General features: G+C 40.9%; 10 protein-coding genes and 1 pseudogene. 7 read left to right on the top strand and 4 right to left on the bottom strand.

Annotated features, from left to right (window positions below):
• Nucleotides 1-53: 53 nt before the first annotated feature.
• The gene (gene devC / locus V7K73_RS14165) at nucleotides 54-1232 is read right to left on the bottom strand and encodes an ABC transporter permease DevC (protein ID WP_334880923.1); all 1179 of its coding nucleotides are present in this window, start codon (nucleotides 1230-1232) and stop codon (nucleotides 54-56) included.
• A 67-nt stretch (nucleotides 1233-1299) separates the two neighbouring features.
• Nucleotides 1300-2508: an ABC exporter membrane fusion protein gene (locus V7K73_RS14160; RefSeq protein WP_334880921.1), complete on the bottom strand. Its 1209-nt coding sequence runs from the start codon at nucleotides 2506-2508 to the stop codon at nucleotides 1300-1302.
• 1702 nt (nucleotides 2509-4210) lie between these two features.
• On the opposite strand from V7K73_RS14160, the pseudogene V7K73_RS14155 reads away from it, so the two are divergent.
• The 7 genes and pseudogenes from V7K73_RS14155 (at nucleotide 4211) to V7K73_RS14125 (ending at nucleotide 21709) form a co-directional block, all read left to right on the top strand.
• Nucleotides 4211-4488 (top strand): annotated as a pseudogene (locus V7K73_RS14155) (hypothetical protein).
• A 226-nt stretch (nucleotides 4489-4714) separates the two neighbouring features.
• Complete coding sequence (locus V7K73_RS14150) at nucleotides 4715-10135, top strand: beta-ketoacyl synthase N-terminal-like domain-containing protein (RefSeq protein WP_334880919.1); 5421 nt, start codon at nucleotides 4715-4717, stop codon at nucleotides 10133-10135.
• A gap of 143 nt (nucleotides 10136-10278) precedes the next feature.
• Nucleotides 10279-11997 (top strand): SDR family NAD(P)-dependent oxidoreductase, encoded by a 1719-nt coding sequence (locus tag V7K73_RS14145; protein ID WP_334880917.1) that lies wholly within the window; start codon nucleotides 10279-10281, stop codon nucleotides 11995-11997.
• 216 nt (nucleotides 11998-12213) lie between these two features.
• On the top strand, nucleotides 12214-16944 hold the full coding sequence (locus V7K73_RS14140) for a PfaB family protein (RefSeq protein ID WP_334880915.1): 4731 nt from the start codon (nucleotides 12214-12216) through the stop codon (nucleotides 16942-16944).
• A gap of 212 nt (nucleotides 16945-17156) precedes the next feature.
• Entirely contained in the window at nucleotides 17157-18830 is a 1674-nt protein-coding gene (locus V7K73_RS14135) for a PfaD family polyunsaturated fatty acid/polyketide biosynthesis protein (protein ID WP_334880913.1), read from the top strand.
• Between the two features lie 2 nt (nucleotides 18831-18832).
• Nucleotides 18833-20347, top strand: coding sequence for a thioester reductase domain-containing protein (locus V7K73_RS14130; RefSeq protein ID WP_334880911.1), 1515 nt, complete (start codon nucleotides 18833-18835; stop codon nucleotides 20345-20347).
• A 558-nt stretch (nucleotides 20348-20905) separates the two neighbouring features.
• Nucleotides 20906-21709, top strand: a complete 804-nt coding sequence (locus tag V7K73_RS14125; RefSeq protein ID WP_334880909.1) for an SDR family NAD(P)-dependent oxidoreductase — start codon at nucleotides 20906-20908, stop codon at nucleotides 21707-21709.
• Nucleotides 21710-21788: 79 nt separating this feature from the next.
• Here the strand turns inward: V7K73_RS14125 and hetI are convergent, their stop codons facing one another.
• Both hetI and V7K73_RS14115 read right to left on the bottom strand, forming a co-directional pair.
• Nucleotides 21789-22508 (bottom strand): 4'-phosphopantetheinyl transferase HetI, encoded by a 720-nt coding sequence (hetI, locus tag V7K73_RS14120; RefSeq protein ID WP_334880907.1) that lies wholly within the window; start codon nucleotides 22506-22508, stop codon nucleotides 21789-21791.
• 479 nt (nucleotides 22509-22987) lie between these two features.
• Nucleotides 22988-23690 (bottom strand): calcium-binding protein (locus tag V7K73_RS14115; RefSeq protein ID WP_334880905.1); only part of this gene is annotated, 703 nt, incomplete at its 5' end.

The raw sequence follows: 23690 nt of genomic DNA, 5'->3' as shown, positions 1-23690 counted from the left end.
GACTGTAGCGAAATACCTACTTTTAAAAAGTTGCTCAGAACAACTTGTTTTATTTAGAAAATATCTCCCGGATCTGCGGAGCGGAGTTTATTGATAGCAAGCGCTCCTGAAGTTATACACATGAGAATTGTTGAAGTTAAGACAATCAGTGCATTATTCATGGTCATAAATATTGGTAATTTAGTTGCTTCTGCTGCAAAGCTATATAACAGAACAGAAGTAATAAATCCGGGGATATAACCTAAAATTGACAAAATTAAAGCTTGGTGAAATACGACTTTCAACAAATATCTATTGGCATAACCTATGGCTTTTAAAGTGGCGTAAGCAACGAACTGGGTAGCAATATTGCTGTAAAGAATTTGATAAACAATAACTACACCAACAACCGCAGCCATTGTCAACATCAAGTTAAGGATAAAACCAATGGGTGTTCTAACAGCCCAATATTTTTTCTCAAAATCAATGAAACCTTGACGTGTAAAAATTTGGACATCATTCGGCAAAGTTGCTTGCAAATTTTTTAATACTGTTTCTGGATTAGTACCAGGTTTGAGCGAAATCAAACCGATATCTATCATATCTGCCGGACGACTATTGGGATTTATCCTCAAGAAAGTTGAGTCACTGACAAGTAAATTACCGTCTACCCCAAAGGAAGGCCCTAAGCTGAATAAGCCACCAATTCTAACTCTATAGCCAATTAATGAATTGAAGGGAAATATTTCAATTGTCTGTGCAGTATCTCCCGCATCAAATTTTTGAGCTATTGGGCCAAACTCTGGGCGAGAACTCCGGTCAAAAAACACGACATCGGGAATTTTCAGTTTATCTAAATTTTTCTCAACTTCTGGGAGATTTATCACAGGTCTACCGGGATCGAAACCAATAACGTATATTGAATATTTCTCACCAGTTGCTGGATTTTTCAGTTTGGCAAATTGCAAATACATGGGGTTAACTGACTCTACGCCATCAAACCCCAGAGATTCGTACAAACGAGTCCGCGAAAAACTTTGATTTGAGGTCAAAGATTTATATTGAGAACTAACTAAAAATAAATCTCCTTTGAGATTCTGATGTACTGCGGTCGCACTTGAATAGAGAGCATCTTGAAAACCAAGTTGCACAAACATTAGCAGCACAATAAAACCAATCCCAGCTACAGCTACTAGTAAACGAACTTTTTGCTGGGCTAGCTGTAGCCATCCTAAAGGAATTTTGAAAATCATGGATTTATTTGTTATTTGTCATTTGTCATTTGTTATTTGTGAATGACCAATGCTCCATCCCCAATGACTAAATATGAATGGCTACATCTACCTGTAAGTTCGTGAAACGAGCAACCTTTTCACTATCTGCGGGACTATCGATAGAGATTTTAACTTCAATTATTCTGCGGTCTGTATCTGAGCCAGGGTTTAGGCTGAAGATGTTTTGCTTGTCTACTTGCCAACCAATCTCTTTTACAGTTCCTTTTATTGTTCCAGTAAATGCAGTGCTGGTAATTGTCGCTTTTTGTCCTACACGCACTTTTTGAACATCGGTTTGATACACCTCTGCAATCACATACATTTGAGATGTCTTACCTATCTCAGCAAATCCTCTGGTGGTGCTGATTACTTCTCCGGTTTTGGCGTGAATTTTCAAAATTTTGCCATTTATAGGAGATTTGATGTAACTTAAATCCAAGTCGGCTTTTGCTTGTTGAACAGAAGTTGTTGCACTGTTGACTTCGGTTTGTGCTACCTGAACATCTACACTACGCACTTCACTAATACTGGTGAGTTGCGCTTGTGCTTGCTTGCGTTGTTCTTGGTAGGTGTCTTGAGTCCGCTTGAGGGTGGCTTGGGCTTCTGTTAGCTGCTGTTGTGTAGTCTTGAGTTGCAAAGCTTTGGTATCTGCTACTGAAGCCGCGATCGCACCTTGTCTATATAATTGCTGGTAGCGATCGTTTTCGGCTTGAGCGTTGTCTACTTGGGCCTGGATACGGGCGATTGCCGCCTGTTGGGTGGCAACGTCTCCTTTATATTGTGGCTCTAAACGGGCGATCGCTGCCTTTTGAGCATTGACATCTCCGGTTTTCCCTCCAGATTTCACCTGCGCTAGTTTAGCTTTGGCAACTTGCAGTTGGTCTAAAGCTTGTTGCAATGCGGTTTTAGAACGACCATAATTTTCTAGATATGCCAGTACTTGCCCTGCTTTAACCGTATCGCCTTCTTTTATCAACAGTCTTTCTACTCGCACCCCGTTATTAGAAGCCGGAGCAGTCAAAGAAGTAACTTCGCCTTCTGGTTCTAAACGTCCCAAGGCTGTCACAGCAAGTTTCACTGGAGTGGCAGCTTTTGGAGAATGCGCTTGCGGTGTCACAACTTTAGGTTTAGACCAAAACGGTATCAAACTATAAAAAGCTATTAATCCCGCCGCCAAGGTGAGAGAAGCTGCTAAAATTACTTGCGATCGCCCTACGGGTTTTGTGAATAATCGGCTTTCTTTATTTACTGCCATATTTTCATTCCAATTCTGTTTTCTAGGGGATAGCCTGGTTATATTTAGTTGCTTAGATATAGACTCATCCGCAAATTACCAAGAGGGCTTTTCCTCTAAGATTTCTACCTTAATCAAGTAGATGGGTCTAAATTAGTTTTATATCAATTGTTGTACGCTTTTGCCGCCCAAACTCACTCTTGGGGCGTGAAAATTAATGGTGGCGTTACTTCAAAGCTTCCTAAGTTATATCCTAATTTGACATCTAATCCCGTAGCGTAAAATACAATAGCGGTAGCCAGAAAATTTAACTCTCAAGAACAACGAAGCGCCAGTAAAAATGAACTCAAAAATTAGATAAACTTGTCATTTAGTATGGCAATAAAATTCTAATTTGTCAAGTACCTTACTTTGTATAAGTCCTGATTATCTAACTAAAATATTTCATCACACTCAGATTATAAACTGAATAAATTTACTCATTACTAATTCCTTGCCTAGTAATTTAATCCCAAAATATAAGTAGGTAGACGTAATTAAACATATAATAAACCTCACCCTCAATCGCTCTCCTTAATATTGTCGGGGGAAGCCGGAGGCAGGGTGAGATTTTATATTTAATTTCACCCACTTACTTAGTTAGTTTTTAAGCAGATTTGATATTACTAACAGATTATTCTTAGCAAGGTTGTGTACTATTAGACATTATTATCAGCTTTCTTCATAGTAATTAAAAGCATGAAGTGATACCTTTGGTACGTTACGTCAACGCATATCTAAAAATACACGACTATACTGTGAGAAAAGTTTATTTACTTTTAACAAGGGGTCAATTTTACTTAAATCTTTTCCCTCACCCCCAGCCCCTCTCCCAAAAATGGGAGAGGGGAGACATAATTAATTCTAGTCCCCCTTCTCCCAAACATGGGAGAAGGGGTTAGGGGATGAGGGCAAACACAAGGTTTTTGCACCTGACGGGATGCTCCCCTCTTTTAAAGGTAGGACTTACGCTTTCAAGGTAGTCAAAGCCTTGATTTTCGGTAGGGGCAATTCATAAATTGCCCCTACATTTTGTATGTAATGCGTAAGTTCTAAAAGGGTGTAATCATAATTATGTTTATCAAGCAACATACTAAAAATTAACATTTGCTTTATAAATAACCGCTTTGCGTCTTAAGTTGACTTATATTGAAAAATAACCCAAAACTTTGATTCAATTATGATGTTTCTCTCTTGAAAACATACTTATGGTTATTCAATTTATCTATGTATTCATGGGATTGTTATTTACTAGACAACAGATTTGTATTGTTAACTTAATCCAGCAGAAATTTTTGGCTAACCCGTAGATAACAAAACATCTTACACAATTATTTAGTTATAAATTATACTTTATTGCTGAATTTTAGTAAGGATTTAGATCGGCAATAGTGGAAGTTTATTTATAAAATAAGTTTAAAGGAATGATTTAGTTTCTGTAAAGTATGCTAGTGTTTTTATTAATTCTATGCTTTAAAGTGGTTAGAGAAACTAGTTATTTAACTTAAATTTTGAAATTAAAAATAACTAGAGATAACTGCTTTTTTCTCACCTGGTTATCGTTTAAGTACTTTTTCAAGTTGCATAAATTCGGATTAGAGGTGGTGTCTTTTGTGTAACTAAATTGTCAACTTTCCTGGTTAAAATAGCATAAAATATATTATCCCAGACGCTGAAACTGGCTATGACATTGAACAAGATAGAAAACGTTGTCATTAATAACAGCTATGTTGCTGTGATTAGCCTAGATAATCAAACGGTTTTGGGTGAAAAAACGTTTCTGTTCTCTTAGCTACTCCTCAGTTCCCTTCACTCCAGTAGGATACCATTACTCAAAATCTTTACCATTACAAATGGATTAAATTCACAGGTCAAGCAGGTATTACACTCCAAGACTATTTTACCAGTTTTAACAACGTCATCGACCTATTGCCACAACATCAAAAGTCTAGCGTTGGATAAGATTTTTTAGCGATGTCTACGACGGGCTATTCGGCGTTGCAGTGTGCCAAAGTCGCCTGGAAACATAAGGCTTTACCCCGGCACTATGTATCGTGTGGTGTTGATTTCAAGACAAGCGTTTAGCAAATAAAACAAAAGCTAATTGCTTACCAAACCAGAGTTTTTCATTAATTAGTAGGCAACAGAATTACTGTATCTACACAATCCACAGTACTAACTATGCCCTATGTCTGCTTATTCAATTGATACTGCCTTAGCGGAGTTAGAAAGCCTTATCAATAATTGTGAGAAGGCTGTAATGAAGTCTATAGAGGAAAAAAACATGAAGTCAGATAAATCAGATAAATCAGTGTCAATCAACAGAATTAACAGACAATTACAACACAATCCTATAGCGATTGTGGGGATGGCTTCTCTATTGCCTCAAGCCCGAAATCTGCGGGAATATTGGCAAAATATTGTAAATAAAATTGACTGTATTACTGATGTTCCTTCCACGCACTGGAGTGTTGAAGATTATTACGATCCAAATCCCAGAACTACTGAAGATAAAACCTACTGTAAAAGAGGCGGGTTTCTTCCAGAGGTAGATTTTAACCCGATGGAATTCGGCATACCACCTAGCATTTTGGAAGTCACAGATGTATCGCAACTATTAAGTTTACTAGTTGCAAAAGAGGCGATGGAAGATGCAGGTTATGGCGAAAAACGTGAGTTTAACCGCGAGATGGTTGGGGTAATCTTAGGCGTGGCTATGGCCAAGCAATTAGGAATGCCACTTTCTGCGAGATTGGAATATCCGATTTGGGAAAAAGTTCTTAAAAGCAGTGGTTTATCTGACGAAGATACCCAAAAAATCGTTGATAAAATCAAAAGTGCTTATGTGAAATGGGATGAGAACGCTTTCCCTGGAATGTTAGCTAATGTAGTCGCGGGTAGAATTGCCAATCGCCTAAATTTTGGCGGGATGAATTGTGTAGTTGATGCCGCTTGCGCTAGTTCGTTTGGTGCTTTAAAAATGGCAATTAGTGAGCTAGTTGAGCATCGTTCTGACATGATGCTGACTGGTGGTGTTGATACCGATAACACCATCATGGCTTACATCTCATTCAGCAAAACACCGGCGGTTACTCCTAGTGAAAATGTCAAACCTTTCGATGCTAAATCTGATGGGATGATGCTGGGTGAAGGGATTGGGATGATTGTCCTCAAACGGTTAGAAGATGCTGAACGCGACAACGATAAAATATATGCCGTAATTAAAGGTATTGGTACTTCCAGCGATGGGCGTTACAAGAGCATTTATGCTCCGCGCAAAGAAGGCCAAGTTAAAGCTTTAGAACGTGCTTATGAAGATGCCGGTTTCTCTCCGGCTACTGTTGGTTTGATGGAAGCACACGGCACCGGTACAATGGCTGGAGATCCGACAGAATTCGGTTCTTTAAAAGACTACTTTGATGTACACGATCGCAAAAAGCAGCACATCGCTTTGGGTAGTGTAAAATCACAAATCGGACACACAAAAGCGGCTGCGGGTGCGGCGAGTTTGATTAAAACTGCTTTGGCTTTACATCACAAAGTATTACCGCCGACAATTAACATTACCGAGCCGAATCCCAAACTCAACATTAAAAATTCATCCTTTTATTTGAATACCGAAACTAGACCTTGGATTCGTGCTGAAGGGGAAACGCCAAGACGCGCGGGTGTCAGTTCCTTCGGCTTTGGCGGTACTAATTATCACGTTGTTTTAGAAGAATATGAAGCCGACCAAAACGCCGCTTACCGCTTACACACTGATGCTACTGAAATGCTGTTGTTTGCTCCGACAGTAGACCAATTGTTGAGCAAATCTGAAGATATTTTAGCTAAGTTGGGATCGCCTGAAGGTAAAACACACTACGCGCAATTAGTCAAGGAGTGCAAATCGCTACAAATTCCCCTCTCTGCTGCCAGATTTGGGTTTGTCGCTGAGAATCTCGAAGAAGCTTGCAAGTTGCTGCAAACTAGCATTGAGTGGCTGAAACACAAAGGTACAGCCGCATCTTGGGAGCATCCCCAAGGGATTTATTACCGTTCTTCTGGTATGGAGTTGGGCGGAAAAGTTGTCTCTCTATTTTCTGGTCAAGGTTCGCAATACTTGGAGATGGGACGCGAACTGGTGATGAATTTTCCTTTGATGCGCCGTCTGCATGGTTATATGGATAGCCTGTTAATTAAGGATAATTTGCAGCCGTTGTCAGAAATCGTTTTCCCTCATCCTGTGTTTACAGAGACAGAAAAAAATGTCCAAATTGCTGCCTTACAACGCACAGAATACGCTCAACCAGCGATTGGGGTGTTGAGTGCAGGGATGTACAGCATACTGCAACAAGCTGGGTTTAAGTCAGATTTTGTGGCGGGACATAGCTTCGGCGAACTGACAGCGCTATGGGCTGCGGGGGTTTTGAGTACAGAAGATTATTTGTTTTTGGTGAAAGCTAGGGGTCAAGCAATGGCGGCTCCCGAAGACCCGGATCATGATGCGGGTAGTATGCTGGCTGTTAAAGAAGATATCAGCAAAGTGGAAGCAGTGCTGAGACATTTTCCGCAGGTTGCGATCGCTAATCAAAATTCTCCGACTCAATTTGTCTTGGCTGGCCCTACCGCAGAAATAGCCAGAGTTAGAGAGGCTTTACACGAGAAAGGATATACAGCTGTATTGTTACCTGTATCAGCAGCGTTCCATACACCGTTAATCGCCTTTGCTCAGAAATCCTTTGCGATCGCTACCAAGTCTGTCAAGTTCCAAAGTCCGAAAATCCCTGTTTACAGCAATGTTACCAGTAAGCAGTATCCCAAGGAAGCGCAAAATATTCAAAAAATCCTGGAAACGCACCTTTCTAATTCAGTGCTATTTAAACAGGAAATTGAAAATATCTATGCGGCGGGTGGTACTTGCTTCGTGGAATTTGGGCCGAGGAGAATTTTGACCAACTTGGTAAAAGATATTCTTGGCGATCGCCCCCATATTACTGTATCTCTGAACCCCAGCACTCAAAAGAATAGCGATCGCTCTTTGCGAGAAGCGGTTGTGCAGTTGCGAGTAATTGGTTTGGCTTTGAATAACCTCGATCCTTACCAACTTCCCCAAACTATACCGCCAATTGAGACGAAGAAGACATTAAATGTCCGTTTAAACGGGATAAACTACAGATCCGAAAAAACAAAAAATGCCTTCGCTCTAGCTTTGCAGGATGGGCATAAAGTCACATTACCCACCCCCGAATATGCTGATGCGGCTCCTTTGTTTAGCAGTCCGGGTGTGACTCCAACTCTGGCTGCGATCGAGACTAACGGACATAAAAAAACAGATGCGATCGCTACTAAAATCATCGCCCAACCAGAGCAACAAATGAATCCTGTGACCCTTTCACAACCAGCCCAGGAATCTAAGATGCAACCAACGCCAGAAAAACTGACAAATTATCAACAACTTTTAGAAAGTTTAGAATATCTCCTGACACAGTTCCAGGAAAATCAAGCCGAGAATTTACAAGTTCACGGTACTTATCTCAATCATCAAATGGAATACGCCAAAGCATTTTTCCAACTAATGCAACAGCAGAATTCTTTGTTGAGTGAAAGTAAATCAACAGCCGAAACTGCCAAAATGAAGCTAGTTGTGATGGAAAGCTTAGAGCGGAGCATGATGCAGTTTCATTCCCAACAAGGTGAAACTTTACGCATCCATGAACAATATCTCCAAGAACAGTTGGAATATACCAAAAACTTTTTCCAACTCATCCAGCAAGAATATTCTCAAATCATCTCTGGTGAGGGAGCAACCAAACTCACGGAGAAACTAAGCGAGTTGATTCATTTCACCACAGAAGCACCAGTACCCGCCGCTACAAAGATAGTAGAAAGCCAACCTTTAGCTGTAACTGAGCCTGTTACAAAGATAGTAGAAAGCCAACCTTTGCCTGTAACTGAGCCTGTAGCTAAAAATGGCTTAAATGTTACTCAAGCACCTCTGCCGGCTGTTGTAGAGCCTGTAGTTGCTACTTCCTACGCCCCCCTTCCCACTCCCCACTTCCCCACTGTCGAGATAGAGCCTGTAGTCGCGCCACCTGTTCCAGTTGTAGAACCTCAAAGCGAGGTTGTAGTCAAAATTAGCTCACCTCCAGTCAGCGAAGTTGTTGCAGAACCAGCACCCACAACTGCTGCACCTGTATCTGGCGCAACCATCGATATTGTTGACTTGGATAAAAACCTGTTAGCCATCACCAGCGATAAGACGGGCTACCCAGTCGAGATGTTGGAAATGGACATGGATATGGAGGCTGATTTAGGGATTGACTCGATCAAACGGGTAGAAATTCTGGGAGCGTTACAGGAAATGTACCCCAATTTACCCAAACCCAATTTAGAAGAACTTGCAGAAAAACGCACCATCGGCCAAGTTGTCGAGTATCTGCAATCTCACGCTTCCAAAAGTATTACTGTAGAAATTGCAGTTCACGAAGTACAACAAACAACTGAGATTGCAGTAGAGACAGTACCCGTAGTTGAGGTAGTAACTGCACCTGAACCAAGCCTAGTTGTCACATTTACCCCAGAACCAGAACCAGAAGCCGCTATAAGTGATGAATTTGCAAACTTAGGTGAAACCCTGTTAGCCATCACCAGCGATAAAACCGGCTACCCAGTGGAGATGCTGGAACTGGAAATGGACATGGAAGCTGACTTAGGAATTGACTCGATCAAACGGGTAGAAATTTTAGGGGCGATGCAAGAAATGTACCCCAACTTACCCAAACCGAATATCGAAGAACTCGGAGAACTCCGCACCATCGGTCAAATAGTCGATTACCTACAGCAGTTGGCTGGAGGTGAAAAAAAAAAGTCTGAGCCTGAGTTTGTCCAACAGCCACCGGAATTAGAGCATAATATCGAGCGTCATCCGGTCAAACTCAGAAGCTTACCACAGCCCGATTATTTGGATTTTACCTTACCAGAGGGACACATCGGTTTAATTACCGATGATGGTTCCCTCACCACCTATAAATTAACGGAATCCTTAATCGAAAAAGGCTGGAAAGTAGTAGTTATCAGCTTCCCCCAATCGCTGATCGCCCAACAAGCGCCCTTACCCACAGGAGTAACCCGCGTCACCTTAGCAAACTTGAGTGAAGAACATCTCCAACAACAACTAGAAGCGATCGCATCTCACTGCGGAGCGATTGGGGCTTTTATCCATCTCCATCCGATATTTGTCGCAAATAACACCGGGACAATCCCTTATAACGAATCAGAAAAGGCGATCGTCAAGCACGTATTTTTGATGGCGAAACACCTGAAACCTTCCCTAAATGAAGCCGCAAAGCATGGACGTAGTTGTTTTTGCACAGTTGCTCATCTCGATGGAGCCTTCGGTTTAGAGTACAAAGTCAACTTCGGTGCGATCGCTGCTGGTTTATTTGGACTAACCAAAACTCTGAGATGGGAATGGCCAAAAGTTTTCACCCGTGCGATCGACCTAAGCCCCAGACTTGACGCTAAACAATCAGTACAAAACATCATCGCCGAACTTCACGACCCCAACCTTTATATAAGTGAAGTTGGCTACGGCTCACAAGGACGAGTCACCCTCATCGCCGATTAATCTCCTCCCTCCGCGCTCTCTGCGTCTCTGTGGTTCGTTAAAAAAAAACCGCAGAGGCGCAGAGGACACAGAGAAAGAGATAAAAAACAACTTGTCTTAATTACGAATTACGAATTACGAATTACGAATTAATCAGAGGATTTATGATACAAACAGCCCCATCATCAGTCTTTGTCGTGAGCGGCGGTGCAAAAGGGATTACGGCTGAGTGTACTATCAAACTAGCCCAGCAGCAACCCGGCAAATTCATTCTCCTCGGTCGCTCCGAATTATTAGAAACTGAGCCAGATTATGCTCAAAATTGTGACGACTCCGCATTGAAAAAAAGCATCATGGAAAATCTTCTTTCTCAAGGGGAGAAGCCCACACCCATGAATGTCCAAAAAATATATAACAAAATTACCTCCAGCCGTGAAATTAAAAAGACTCTAGCAGCAATTGAAAAAACCGGGGCGAAAGCCGAATATATCAGCGTTGATGTTACAGATACCCAAGCTTTACAAGAAAAACTTGCGAATGCTGTACAACATTTCGGCCCAATTACCGGAATCATCCACGGCGCTGGTAACTTAGCTGATAAGTTAATTGAAAAGAAAACAGAACAAGATTTTGAAAAAGTTTACACTGCTAAAGTTCAAGGTTTAGAAAACCTGCTAAATTGCGTCAACCTTAATCAACTTCAGCATTTAGTTTTGTTTTCTTCAGTCACCGGCTTTTACGGAAATCCTGGACAATCTGATTATGCGATCGCAAATGAAATTCTCAACAAATCAGCCCATATATTTAAGCAAAGTTATCCTTCATGTCATGTAGTCGCTATCAATTGGGGCGCTTGGGATAGTGGGATGGTGACAGCAGAGTTAAAGAAGATTTTTCAAGAGCGAAAAATTGAAATAATTCCGATTGCAGTTGGGGCGCAAATGCTTGTTAAAGAAATGGGTAACGCCAATCATGCAACCGCACAAGTTGTTATTGGTAGTCCACTAGTTCCAATGGCTACAGAGTTAGATTCAGAATTACGAACTTATCGGATTCGTCGCCAAATGACATTGGAAGCCAACCCTTTTTTACACGATCATACGATTGCTGGTTCTCCAGTTTTACCGGCAACTTGTGCAATGACCTGGATTATCAACGCCTGTGAACAATTATATCCTGGTTATAGATTATTTTATTACCAAGATTTCAAAGTTTTGAAGGGGATTACTTTTAATGAAACCTTGGCGAAGGAACATATTTTAGAAATAGAAGAAATTTCTAAAGTTAATCTTGAAAAAATCGAACTCAAAGCCAAAATTTCTAGTAAAAACCCCGAAGGTAAAACCCATTTTCATTTTAGCGCTCAACTTAATCTCCAGCGAGAAATCCCTATTCCGCCCATCTATGAATCTCTCAATCTTGAACAAGATAATATCATTACCGCTACTGGCAAAGACTTTTACCAAAATGGTGAGGCTACATTATTTCACGGCCTAGGTTTTCAAGAAATCAAAAGAGTTTTAAACATCAGTCCTGAAAAAATTACTACAGAATGTCTCTGGACAGAACTCACTGCACAGCAACAAGGACAATTCCCGGTGCAATGGGTGAATCCTTACACAACTGACTTGAGTATGCATGCTTTATGGGTTTGGACACAACACTTTCATCAAGAAGGTTGTTTACCTGGAAAAGTCGAAAAGTTTGAACAGTTTGCGATGATACCACATAACGAAACTTTTTACGTTTCTTGTGAAGTAAAATCTAAGACGCCGAGTAGTGCGATCGCAAATTTCATCATACACGATCGCCAAGGTAAAATATACTCCCGAATGCTCAACGCCCACGCCATCATTTGGTCAATGAAACTCCTCAGAAGCTAATTTAAAACTCAACACCTAGAGCAATCCTAAACCATTTCTAAAAACTTCTCTCAATTCCTCTCTCTGCGCTCTCTGCGCCTCTGCGGTTCGTAAAAAAACAATTTTTACAACTCACATAGAACTGCTATAACTTGCCACTTAAAAGTTTGGGGAACGGCGTAAATCCTGCCTTGTAATTATCTCTTGCTAAATACCCAAACTCGGAGCATATCAACAGTGGAAAAAATAGCCATCATCGGATTATCATGTCTATTCCCCGATGCTAAAAATCCTGAAGAATACTGGCAGAATATTGTTAATCAAAAAGATTCGACATCCTCTGCAACTGCCGAAGAAATCGGAGTAGACCCAACAATTTTTCACAATCCAGTTAAAGGTACACTAGACAAAACCTATTCTATTAAAGGTGGGTACATCCGCAATTTTCAATTCAATCCATCTGAATACAATTTACCATCAGAGCTTGTTGCTGGTTTAGATAATACCTTCAAATGGTCATTGTATGCGGCTAAACAAGCAATTGTACACAGTGGTTATTGGGGTAATCAAACTGTTCTCTCAAAATGTGGCGTAATTTTAGGTAATTTGTCATTCCCAACCAAATTATCTAACCAGTTATTCTCTCCAATTTACCAGCAAACTATTAACCCTGCTGTCAGAGAACTTTTGCAAGCTGAAAATTTTGATTTAGCTGCTATCCCAACTGCAACTAAAGCGTCTTTTCACAATGCTTTGATATCTGGTTTACCAGCATCTATAATTGCTCAAGCTTTTTCACTCTCACAGATTAATTTATGTCTTGATGCTGCTTGTTCGTCATCATTCTATGCAATTAAATTAGCATCTCATTACTTGTGGTCACACAAGGCTGATGTGATGTTAGCTGGAGCCATCAGTTGTGCTGATTCCCTTTTCGTGCGGATGTTATTTTCCGGTGTTCAAGGATATCCCGAAAACGGCATCAGTCGCCCTTTAGATAAGTCCTCTAGAGGGTTAATTCCCGCCGATGGTGTGGGAATGGTGATGCTGAAAAGATATTCTGATGCCGTTAGAGATGGTGATAATATTCTCGCTACTATTTGCGGTAATGGGCTTTCAAATGATGGCAAGGGTAAGCATTTACTCAGCCCAAATCCGAAAGGACAAATTTTAGCTTTTGAACGAGCTTACAATGAGGCAAATTTTAGTCCCAAAACCATCGATTATTTAGAGTGTCACGCTACCGGGACATTATTAGGAGATACAACCGAATTCAACTCGATAGAAACATTCTTTGGTCAAAATCAAGCTGCGCCTCTGGTGGGTTCTGCTAAGGCGAATACTGGTCACTTGTTAACTGCTGCTGGCATGGTTGGCTTGACTAAGGTGATTTTGAGTATGTCGCATGGTGTAATTCCAGCAACGATGAATGTTTCGGAACCTTTAACGTCAGAAAAAAGTACAATTTTCGCCGACAAAATTGTTAGAACAGCTACGACATGGCCGAATAATAATGCACCAATTAAACGGGCGGCTATTAGCGCTTTTGGTTTTGGTGGTACTAATTCTCATCTGATTTTAGAACAAGGAAATACAACAGAATCAGTTGAATCAACTCCACCTGTTCCATCTGTAAAAATTGCGATTGTGGGCATGGATGCCTTTTTTGGTAACTGCAATGGCTTAGATGCTTTTGAACGCAGTATTTATGATGGAACACAACATTTTACTTCCCTACCACCTCAAAGATGGCATGGTATAGAAAATCAAGAAAGTTTACTTAAAGAGTACGGTTTGGCAGATGGTAAAGCGCCAGTTGGGGCATATATCAAAGATTTTGAAATCGATACTTTAGCGTGCAAAATCCCACCGAATGAGATAGATAAATTAAACCCACAACAATTATTGCTTTTGAAGGTTAGCGATCGCGCCCTCAAAGATGCGAAACTACAAGAGGGCGGCAATGTCGCTGTGATTGTCGCTGCTGAGACAGAATTTTCAGTACATCAGCTACAACAAAGATGGAATCTATCTTGGCAAGTTAAGGACGGCTTACTCAACCAAGGAATTTCTTTACCTGCTGAACAATTGGCGCAACTGGAAACTATTGTTAAAGATAGCATTCACCAACCAGTAGAAATCGGTGAATATGTCAGTCATATCGCCAACATCATGGCCAGCCGGATTTCTGCTTTATGGAATTTCACTGGCCCTGCATTCACCGTCAGCGCTGGCGAAAATTCTGCCCTCAAAGCGTTGGAAGTTGCCCAAATGCTACTCGCTACGGGGGAAGTAGACGCGGTGGTTGTGGGTGCGGTAGATTTGGCTGGTGGTGTGGAAAATGTCTTATTTCGCAACCAATTTGCCCCAATTAATACGGGTGTCAATACCTTGGGTTATGACCAGCAAGCTAATGGCTGGACGGTTGGCGAGGGTGCCGGTGCTGTTGTCCTTAAGCGCTACGAAGCTGCTAAACAAGAGAATGAACGCATCTATGCAGTAATTGATGCCATGAGTTTTGCACAAAGTAATTCTACTTTGGTAAAACCTGATGCTTCAGCTATTAGCAATGTCTGCAACCAAGCTTTCCAAATGGCAGATATTCAACCCACAGAGGTTAACTATGTGGAAGTCTTCGGTAGTGGCGTTCCCCAGCAGGATGAAGCGGAAATCACAGGTTTACTGCAAGCTTATCCGCAAGTAGGTAATGGTTTGCACTGTGCATTGGGTAGTGTCAAAGCCAATATCGGCCACACCTATACAGCATCGGGAATTGCTAGCTTAATCAAAACGGCTCTGTGTCTTTATTACAGGTATATTCCCGCCACCCCCAAATGGTCTGGTGTCAAAACACCGCAAGTATGGTCAGGTAGCCCCTTCTATGTGGCAATGGAATCAAGACCTTGGTTTGTCGATAAAGATGCTACACGCAGAATAGCAGCAATTAATAGCATCGGGATAGATGGCAGTTACGCCCATTTAATCTTATCGGAGGAACCCAGCCAAGAGGAGCGCGACAACAGATATTTGCAACAAATGCCTTTTCATCTGTTCCCTATTGCAGTTAGCGATGTCTACGACGGGCTACGCCTACGCACCACTATTTCCGATCTTCTCAACAATCTCCAACATACCATAGAAGCGAGTTCTTCTTTATCAGCTACCGCCAGCGAGACATTTGCTAATTTTCAACAGCAATCTGATGCCAAATACGTCTTATCTATCACAGGACGTAACACAAAAGAACTCCTCAAAGAAATTGAATCCGCCCGCAAAGGTGTAAATAATGCTTTTGAAAACGGTACAGATTGGCAAACACCAATAGGAAGTTATTTCACAGCAAAACCATTGGGTAAAACTGGAGCAGTTGCTTATGTTTATCCCGCAGCAGTCAATTCTTATATTGGCATTGGTCGTACTGTCTTCCGGTTATTTCCGAAAGTTTTTGAAGACTTAAAAAGTAACAATCTCTACAACCGGGCTGCCGATGTGGAAAAGTTGGTTTATCCTAGAAATTTACCAAAATTGACAACCAGGCAACTAGAAACACTCGAAAAGCAATTGTTAGATGATTCACTGGCAATGTTTGAAAGCGAAATCGCCTTTGCTAGATACATGACAGCAATTTTTCGAGATGATTTTCAAGTCAAGCCGCAATGCGTTTTTGGGTATAGCTTGGGTGAAACTAGTATGATGGTTGCCCAAGGAGTTTGGAGTGATTTTGAGGGTGGAAGTAACACCTTAAACTCATCACCTTTATTTGGCGATAAGTTATCTGGTCCAAAAAATGCTGTGCGTGAATATTGGGAATTAACAGATTCACCAAACAACAATTTTTGGAATACTTATGTTCTCATGGCTACTCCATCCCAAATTAGAGAATGTCTGAAACATGAGAATCGTGTCTACTTAACTCAAATCAACACACCAGAAGAAGTATTAATCGCCGGTGAAGATGCCGCTTGTAAGCGAGTGATTGCAACTTTAGGCTGTAATTCTTTCGCCGCTCCCTTCGATCATGTGATACATTGTGAAGCGATGCGATCGCAGTACGAAGAAATTAAGAAAGTAAATACTTTACCATCACAAACTCTCCCAGGTATTGTTTTTTATTCAGCCGCCGATTATCAACCAATTGTACTTGAAAGTGATGCGATCGCTCACAACATTGCCAAAGGATTGTGCCAAGAACTAGATTTTCCGCGATTAGTTAATCGTGTTTACGGTGATGGCGTGCGAATATTTTTAGAAGCGGGCGCTGGTAGCGTTTGTTCCCGATGGATTGATAAAATTCTTGGGAACAAAGAACACATCACAATCTCTCTAAATCGTCGAGGGATGGATGACCATGCTTCAATAGTCAAAGCATTAGCAAAACTACTCAGTCATCAGGTGAACGTCGATTTATCACCACTGTATAGCAAAGCCCAAGAAACCGCTAATCAAAATAAAGCAACATTGAGAACAGTTAGCTTGGGTGGAAAAGCAATTGCGGCTACAATTTTGAGCGACGAGAATCGCAAAATAGTTGAAGATTTAGTTGTGGATATTAGGAGCGAACGCTTCCAAAAACAGCATCCAAATATACCTAACATCCAACAATCTGAAATCACAGATTATCTTAACACTTCCAACGAGATAATCCCAGAAAATATCTTGCCATCCGCAACTCAACCAGAAGAAGTAAAACCGAAAAATATCATTGATAACGGTTTTGAAACGAAAGAACAATTACAATCTTCTGAGTCAAGCCCAATCAAACAACCAATTCCTCAAAAAATTAGTAGCATCATCAGCATGTTCGATTTAAATAAGACCCAGTATCAAAAGCTCAATGCTAATAATTCAAAAATAACCAAAGCACACACAACCTTCTTACAAGCTAGACAAGATTACAGTCAACAAATGAGCGAAATAATTCAATTGCAACTAGCTTGCGCCCAAAACTTGCTCAACGACGAATCTTAATATCTTATACCAATTCTCTCTAAACCTTCTCTTCCTTCTCCTCGATACGCTGCGCGAACGCGGTTCGTTTAAAAATTATTACGTGCATCTCCTAGAGAATTGGTATTACTCCCTTCCTCTGTGTTCTCTGCGCCTCTGCGGTTCGTTAAAAAAATAAAACGTAGACCCTTCAACTTTATCATCCATTGTTTGTAAACCGAGGGATAACTGCCGTGACAACCGTAGATACGGTACTAAGTAAACACGATAATGGCCTTAACTTCTCCACCTGGTCTTATAACAAAAACCAAGTTTGGAAAGGTTCATTAGAAACTGTATCTTTTGAGCAACAAACCATCAAAAATAAATTGATGGTATTAGATAAACCCTGCTACATCGTGAAAATTGCCGGAAAAATCGGAGTCACAAATGAGGGATATTTATCCCCAGGTGATAATGGCACAACAGCACAAATAGAACTGCTAACATTTGCCGCCCCAATCCGCATCCAACAATTTGGAGATCCCAACTTTCTCTCCTCTTATGGAGTAAAATATGCTTACGTTACCGGCGCAATGGCTGGCGGAATTGCTTCCGAAGAAATGGTCATTGCACTTGGAAAAGAGCAAATATTGAGTTCCTTTGGTGCAGGTGGTTTAACTCCAGAACGTTTGGAAGTAGCCATAAATCGGATTCAACAAGCTTTACCTCAAGGGCCTTATGCATTTAATTTAATTCACAGCCCTAACGAACCGGCGATTGAACGTCGGGCTGTGGATTTATATCTCAAATATCAAGTCAGAACAGTAGAAGCATCTGCATTTCTCGACTTAACCCCCAACATTGTTTATTACCGTCTTGCTGGATTGGGCTTAAATAACGCCAATCAAATTCAAATCAAAAATAAAGTCATCGCCAAAATTTCTCGCCGAGAAGTTGCTACAAAATTTCTGCAACCAGCACCGGCGAGAATTGTCAAAGAACTTCTTGAACAAGGATTAATTACTGAGTTACAAGCAACTCTTGCAGCTAAAGTTCCGATGGCTGATGATATTACCGTCGAAGCTGATTCGGGAGGACATACAGATAACCGTCCCCTGGTTTGTTTATTACCTTCTATTATTGCCTTGCGGGATGAAATTCAAGCCCAATATCATTACAAAACACCGATTAGAATCGGCGTAGCAGGGGGAATTGGTACACCACAATCAGCATTAGCAGCCTTTATGATGGGTGCTGCTTATATAATGACTGGTTCCATTAATCAATCATGCGTTGAATCTGGGGCTTGTGAACATACCAAAAAGTTATTAGCCCAAGCAGAAATGGCTGATATGATAATGGCCCCAGCAGCAGATATGTTTGAAATGGGAGTCAAATTGCAAGTTCTAAAACGGGGTACAATGTTTCCCATGCGAGCGCAGAAATTATTTGAACTCTATCGCAGCTATAACTCAATTGAAGACATCCCTCTTGCAGAAAGAGAGAAGTTAGAGAAACAAGTTTTTCGCAAAACTATTGCTGAAGTATGGGAAGGAACAGCGGCTTATTTGTCCCAAAAGAATCCTGAGAAACTGGGGAAAGCCGTTAATAATCCTAAGCTAAAAATGGCGTTGATTTTCCGCTGGTATTTAGGATTATCTTCTCGTTGGTCTAGTTCTGGTGAAAAAGGTAGAGAAGTAGATTATCAAATTTGGTGTGGCCCTGCAATGGGCGGTTTCAATGACTGGGTACGGGGTTCCTACCTGTCTGAACCAAATAATCGTCGGGTAGTTGATGTTGCTAATCAAATTATGACTGGTGCAGCCTTTTTGTATCGTGTCCAAAATTTGAAAATTCAAGGATTGCAAGCTTCCGATTATTACAGTCAGTATCATCCTGTTCTTTCTACATTAACGGAGATTTAAACATGACTATAAAACAGTCTTTTACAGCAGCCGATATTCAAACATTTTTGGTATCTAACTTAGCTAAGTTGCTAAAAGTACCAACTGATGAAATAGATGTCAAAGAACATTTAGAAAACTATGGTTTAGATTCAGCCCAAGCAATGATTCTAGTAAGCAACTTAGAAAAATTGCTCGGTTTTCAACCATCTCCTTTGCTGCTATGGCATTACCCAAATATTGAAGCTCTTTCACAGCGTTTAGCTGAAGAAGTGCAAGATGGTTCACCAGTTCAAGATACAAAGGCAGCGTCCTCTAATGCCAACGCTGCACCCTCAATTCTAGATTTAAGTGCTGAGGCTGTTCTTGACCCCACTATCCATCCTGGTGCGGCATCTAATCTGCTTGTGGGTGAACCTAAAAACATCTTTTTGACTGGAGGAACAGGCTTTTTAGGAGCTTTTATCATCCGGGAATTGCTACAAGAAACCAATGCGGATATCTATTGCTTAGTGCGTGCTGCTAATGCCGAAGAAGGCAAAAGCAAACTCCAAAAGAATCTGCAACAGTATGCAATTTGGCAAGAAGAATTTAACTCCAGAATTATTCCTATTATCGGCGATTTATCTCAGCCATTGTTAGGTGTTGGTTCGGAACAGTTTCAAAGTTTAGCGGCCAATATTGATACTATATATCATAGTGGTGCTTTGTTGAATTATGTTTTTCCATACTCAGCACTGAAGGCAGCCAATGTTTTAGGAACTCAAGAAGTTTTGAGGCTGGCATGTCAAATTAAAGTCAAGCCTGTACATTACGTTTCTAGTGTTGCTGTGTTTGAATCCACAGCTTATGCTGGCAAGGTTGTTAAAGAACAGGATGAATTCAATCATTGGGAAGGTATTTATCTTGGTTACTCACAAACTAAATGGGTAGCCGAAAAGTTAGTCAAAATTGCTCGTGACCGTGGACTTCCTGTAACTATCCATAGACCACCACTGATTTCAGGTGATAGCAAAACAGGCATTTGTAACACACATGACTTTATCAATTTGATGACCAAAGGCTGTCTACAAATGGGAAGTTTCCCTGATGTAGATTATATGTTAGATATGTCTCCTGTGGATTATGTAAGTAAAGCGATCGTTTATCTATCACGACAACAAGAATCCATAGGTAAAGCTTTCAATTTACAACATCCCCAACCTGTTTCTTTGAAAACATTAGTTGAGTGGATACGTTCTTTTGGTTATTCAGTTGATATGATTCCCTACGAAAAATGGCAATCAGAGTTAATCAATAATGTGTCTTCTGTAGAGAATCCTTTATATACTCTACGACCATTTTTGCTAGAACGCTGGTCTGATGAACAACTGACTATTCCTGATTTATACTTACAAGCTAGAAGACCCCACATTAGCTGTCAAGATACTCTCAATGCACTAGTAGGCAGTTCTATTGTTTGTCCTCCAATTGACTCTCAATTGTTTATGACTTACACCGCTTACTTGATTCAAACCGGTTTCTTAAATATCGCTTAATAATTCCCAAATCGCGTAGGATGTGTTAGTAACCTAACGCACCATTCAGGATAGTTTCGGTGGGTTACGGAAGCCATAACGCATCCTACAAAATAATTTGATTTAGTTCATTTTTTAAAACTCAGTACTACTGAATATCCAATATTTCAGATGCCAGCAACAACTCATACATCAACAGTGGCAATATAATTGCCCTGTTTTTTTATGCTCAATAATGTAAATTTTTAGGATTCACCCCTTGACAGAAGTAATTGAGGATAGAATGTTAGTGTCGGGCATAAAAGTTTGATTTTACCTGCTTGGTTTTGTGGGTAATCAAAAGCCAGCGCTAGTAGTTTGAAATAACCAAACTTTTTTAATGCCCAACTTCTTCGATGCATAAATCCTAAATTTACGTTTGGATTGCTACATCTATTCAACGCATTACACAAGCAATTGAAAGGGTAATAACTTAAGACATTTATTGTCAATTCAGATATTACGCGTACTTAATTGTAGGGCAACAACCACTCTAAATGCAACGCAGCTTCATCAAGTTGAATTCACCAACATTATTACATGAACACAACACATCAAATTCAGGGCAAACAAACTGCTCTTATTACTGGGGCAGCCGCTGGAATTGGCTACGAATTAGCATGTATTTTTGCTGCTCATGATTACCACCTGGTCTTAGTAGACAGAAACGGGTTAAAATTAGTAGAAATTGCAGCTAAATTTCAGGAAAAGTTTGGAAATCTTGTCAAAACTATTGTTAAGGATTTATCGATATCAACCGCTCCTGAAGAAATTTTTGCAGAGTTGCAACTTGCTAATATTCAGGTTGATGTGCTGGTAAATAATGCTGGATTTGGCATCTATGGATTATTTCACGAAACAGACCTAGCTACTGAACTAGAAATGCTACAGGTAAATTTGGTGTGTCTCACTCATTTAACTAAGCTATTTGTGAAACACATGGTAAAGCAAGGTGAAGGCAAAATATTAAACGTTGCCTCAGCTGCTGCTTTTCAACCAGGGCCGTTGATGGCGGTTTATTTTGCTACCAAAGCTTATATCTTATCTTTTTCAGAAGCGATCGCTAATGAATTAGAAGGTACAGGTGTCACTGTGACAGTTCTTTGCCCAGGCTCAACCGCATCTGCCTTTCATGAAAGAACCGGAATGGCTGACTCTAAGCTGCTCAAGGGCAAGAAAATGATGGATGCAAAAACAGTAGCCGAAATTGGTTTTCGCGCCTTAATGAAGGGCAAAACCATTGTCATTCCAGGTTTTATGAATAAACTACTGGCAAAATGCGTCAGATTTGTACCCAGAAACCTGGTGACAAAAGTTGTGAGAAATATGCAGGAAGATAAGTAAGCAGGGGGAGCAGGGGGAGCAGGGGGAGAAAGAGTAATTAATAACAAATAACAAATAAAAAATGACAAATGACAAATGACTAATACCGCCAACATTTTAAATTCCAGCCAAAATTCTCTACAGCAACAGCCGCAACATAATTGTTAGCAGGTACTAGTTCAAAAAGACTCCAGTCTTCAGATATTTGTAATTTAGCTGGTTCTGTGAGAGTCAGCGATACTTCAACTTGCTCTAATTGGGATAGTCCATCTCCAGTTGCTTTTAAATAAGCTTCCTTACAAGTCCAATAACGGAAAAATACTTCTTGCTGTTGGTTGAGAGATAGCGATCGCAACATCTCATATTCTCTCGGTAAAAAGAACCGTTTGGCAAGAGCTTCTAAATCAGACATCGGGCGAATATATTCTAGGTCTACACCAATTTGGCGGGTGCAATTCACCGCACACAAACCCAACCCTTGAGAATGAGACAAGTTAAACTCCAGTCCACTATCGGCAAATGTATCTGCTAATACTGGTTTGCCACGGTGTTGATAATTAAACTGCACTTGTAGCGGACCGATACCCAAATAGCGACCTAATATAGTTCGCACAATACCACGACCAGCGATGAAACGCTGCCGATGTTCCTGAAAATAGAACCGTTCAGCCCGAGCAATTTCGTCACCAGAAAGAGTTGCTGCTAAATTTTGCAGCTGTAGTTCTGGTTGGTCAAGTTCTATGCGCCAGAGATGAATCTCATCCTGTAATAGAGTTAAATCTGTCGGTGCAGGTAGCCAAATATCATTAGAAGCGGTCATTGAGTCAAAAAGTCAAGGGAGTTGTAGTTTAGCGCTACTATATTATGCGCCAGACCAATGCGATCGCCTGCCTACTTATCACTTTAGGACTTACCCTTTCAAGGCTTTCAGCCCCTTGATTTCTCGTAGGGGCAAGTCATGAATTGCCCCTACATTTCGTATTTGATACATAAGTCCTACACTTGTCCACTTTTTAACCAGTAGAGAATTTGTAGTCGGTTTTTACCGTAAATTAAAGGGTTTAAGACCCAGGGCAAACGCATCTAAATTACTCTTAATCGCAACGAAGGTTAAGAACCAACGAAAAAATCAGAATTTCGCGGCTGATTATTTTTTAAGCCCCAAAGCGATCGCTAAATCTATGTCAATAAGTAGGCATTAATGCGACTGCTTTGGAGTCTATTGAGAATAAAAGTTTTTTATTGACATGATGCGTTCGCCCTGTACTAGTTGGCGACTTGAATCACGCTAATGAAAGATTAAACAACCACAAAATTGTTTTTGCTTACTGACAATCCAGCAGATAATTGTGCAAATTGTACCTGAGTAAACCCAGACGCACTGCCATCAAGGTCAAAGAACAGTCCACCTGTAGCAGTGTTGTAGATAAATCGCTCTTGGTTAGTGGTTGCAGATGCTCCGAGGGTAAACTGATTAGCTGAGAGTGTACCTAATGATAACCCGCCACCAAAACCAGCAGCCGATACTTGAATCAGTTCATTAGTCGTGGTTGCGTTGAAGTCATAAATAGTATCAATGCCTTCATTGAAACTATTGAAAACAAAGGTATCATTACCAGATCCTCCAATTAGGCTATCATTGCCATTGCCACCTGTAAGGTAGTCATTGCCATCGCCCCCAAGCAGCCAATTATCGCCAAGTGAACCACTAGCACTCAAGCTATCGTTACCTGCACCTCCTTCTAGGGTGTTATTGCCAGATGAGCGAGAGTCCTGACTAGGGGAGTAGCGGCCAGAAAGGTCAAGAAAATCATTGCCATCGCCCCCAAGCAGCCGATTATTGCCAAGTGAACCACTAGCACTCAAGCTATCGTTACCTGCACCTCCTATTAGGGTGTTATTGCCAAATGAGCGAGAGTCCTGACTAGGGGAGTAGCGGCCAGAAAGGTCAAGAAAATCATTGCCATCGCCCCCAAGCAGCCGATTATTGCCAAGTGAACCA

The sequence above is a fragment of the Nostoc sp. genome, from assembly GCF_036916975.1.
In the GTDB taxonomy this organism is placed as follows: Bacteria; Cyanobacteriota; Cyanobacteriia; order Cyanobacteriales; family Nostocaceae; genus Nostoc.
This window is presented reverse-complemented; position numbering and strand designations above follow the sequence as displayed.

What these genes read in the sequence shown, in the direction of transcription:
- V7K73_RS14145 (WP_334880917.1), top strand. Translation starts at nt 10,279, where the DNA reads ATGATACAAACAGCCCCATCATCAGTCTTTGTCGTGAGCGGCGGTGCA.
- hetI (WP_334880907.1), bottom strand. Translation starts at nt 22,508, where the DNA reads ATGACCGCTTCTAATGATATTTGGCTACCTGCACCGACAGATTTAACT.
- V7K73_RS14125 (WP_334880909.1), top strand. Translation starts at nt 20,906, where the DNA reads ATGAACACAACACATCAAATTCAGGGCAAACAAACTGCTCTTATTACT.
- V7K73_RS14130 (WP_334880911.1), top strand. Translation starts at nt 18,833, where the DNA reads ATGACTATAAAACAGTCTTTTACAGCAGCCGATATTCAAACATTTTTG.
- V7K73_RS14150 (WP_334880919.1), top strand. Translation starts at nt 4,715, where the DNA reads ATGTCTGCTTATTCAATTGATACTGCCTTAGCGGAGTTAGAAAGCCTT.
- V7K73_RS14160 (WP_334880921.1), bottom strand. Translation starts at nt 2,508, where the DNA reads ATGGCAGTAAATAAAGAAAGCCGATTATTCACAAAACCCGTAGGGCGA.
- devC (WP_334880923.1), bottom strand. Translation starts at nt 1,232, where the DNA reads ATGATTTTCAAAATTCCTTTAGGATGGCTACAGCTAGCCCAGCAAAAA.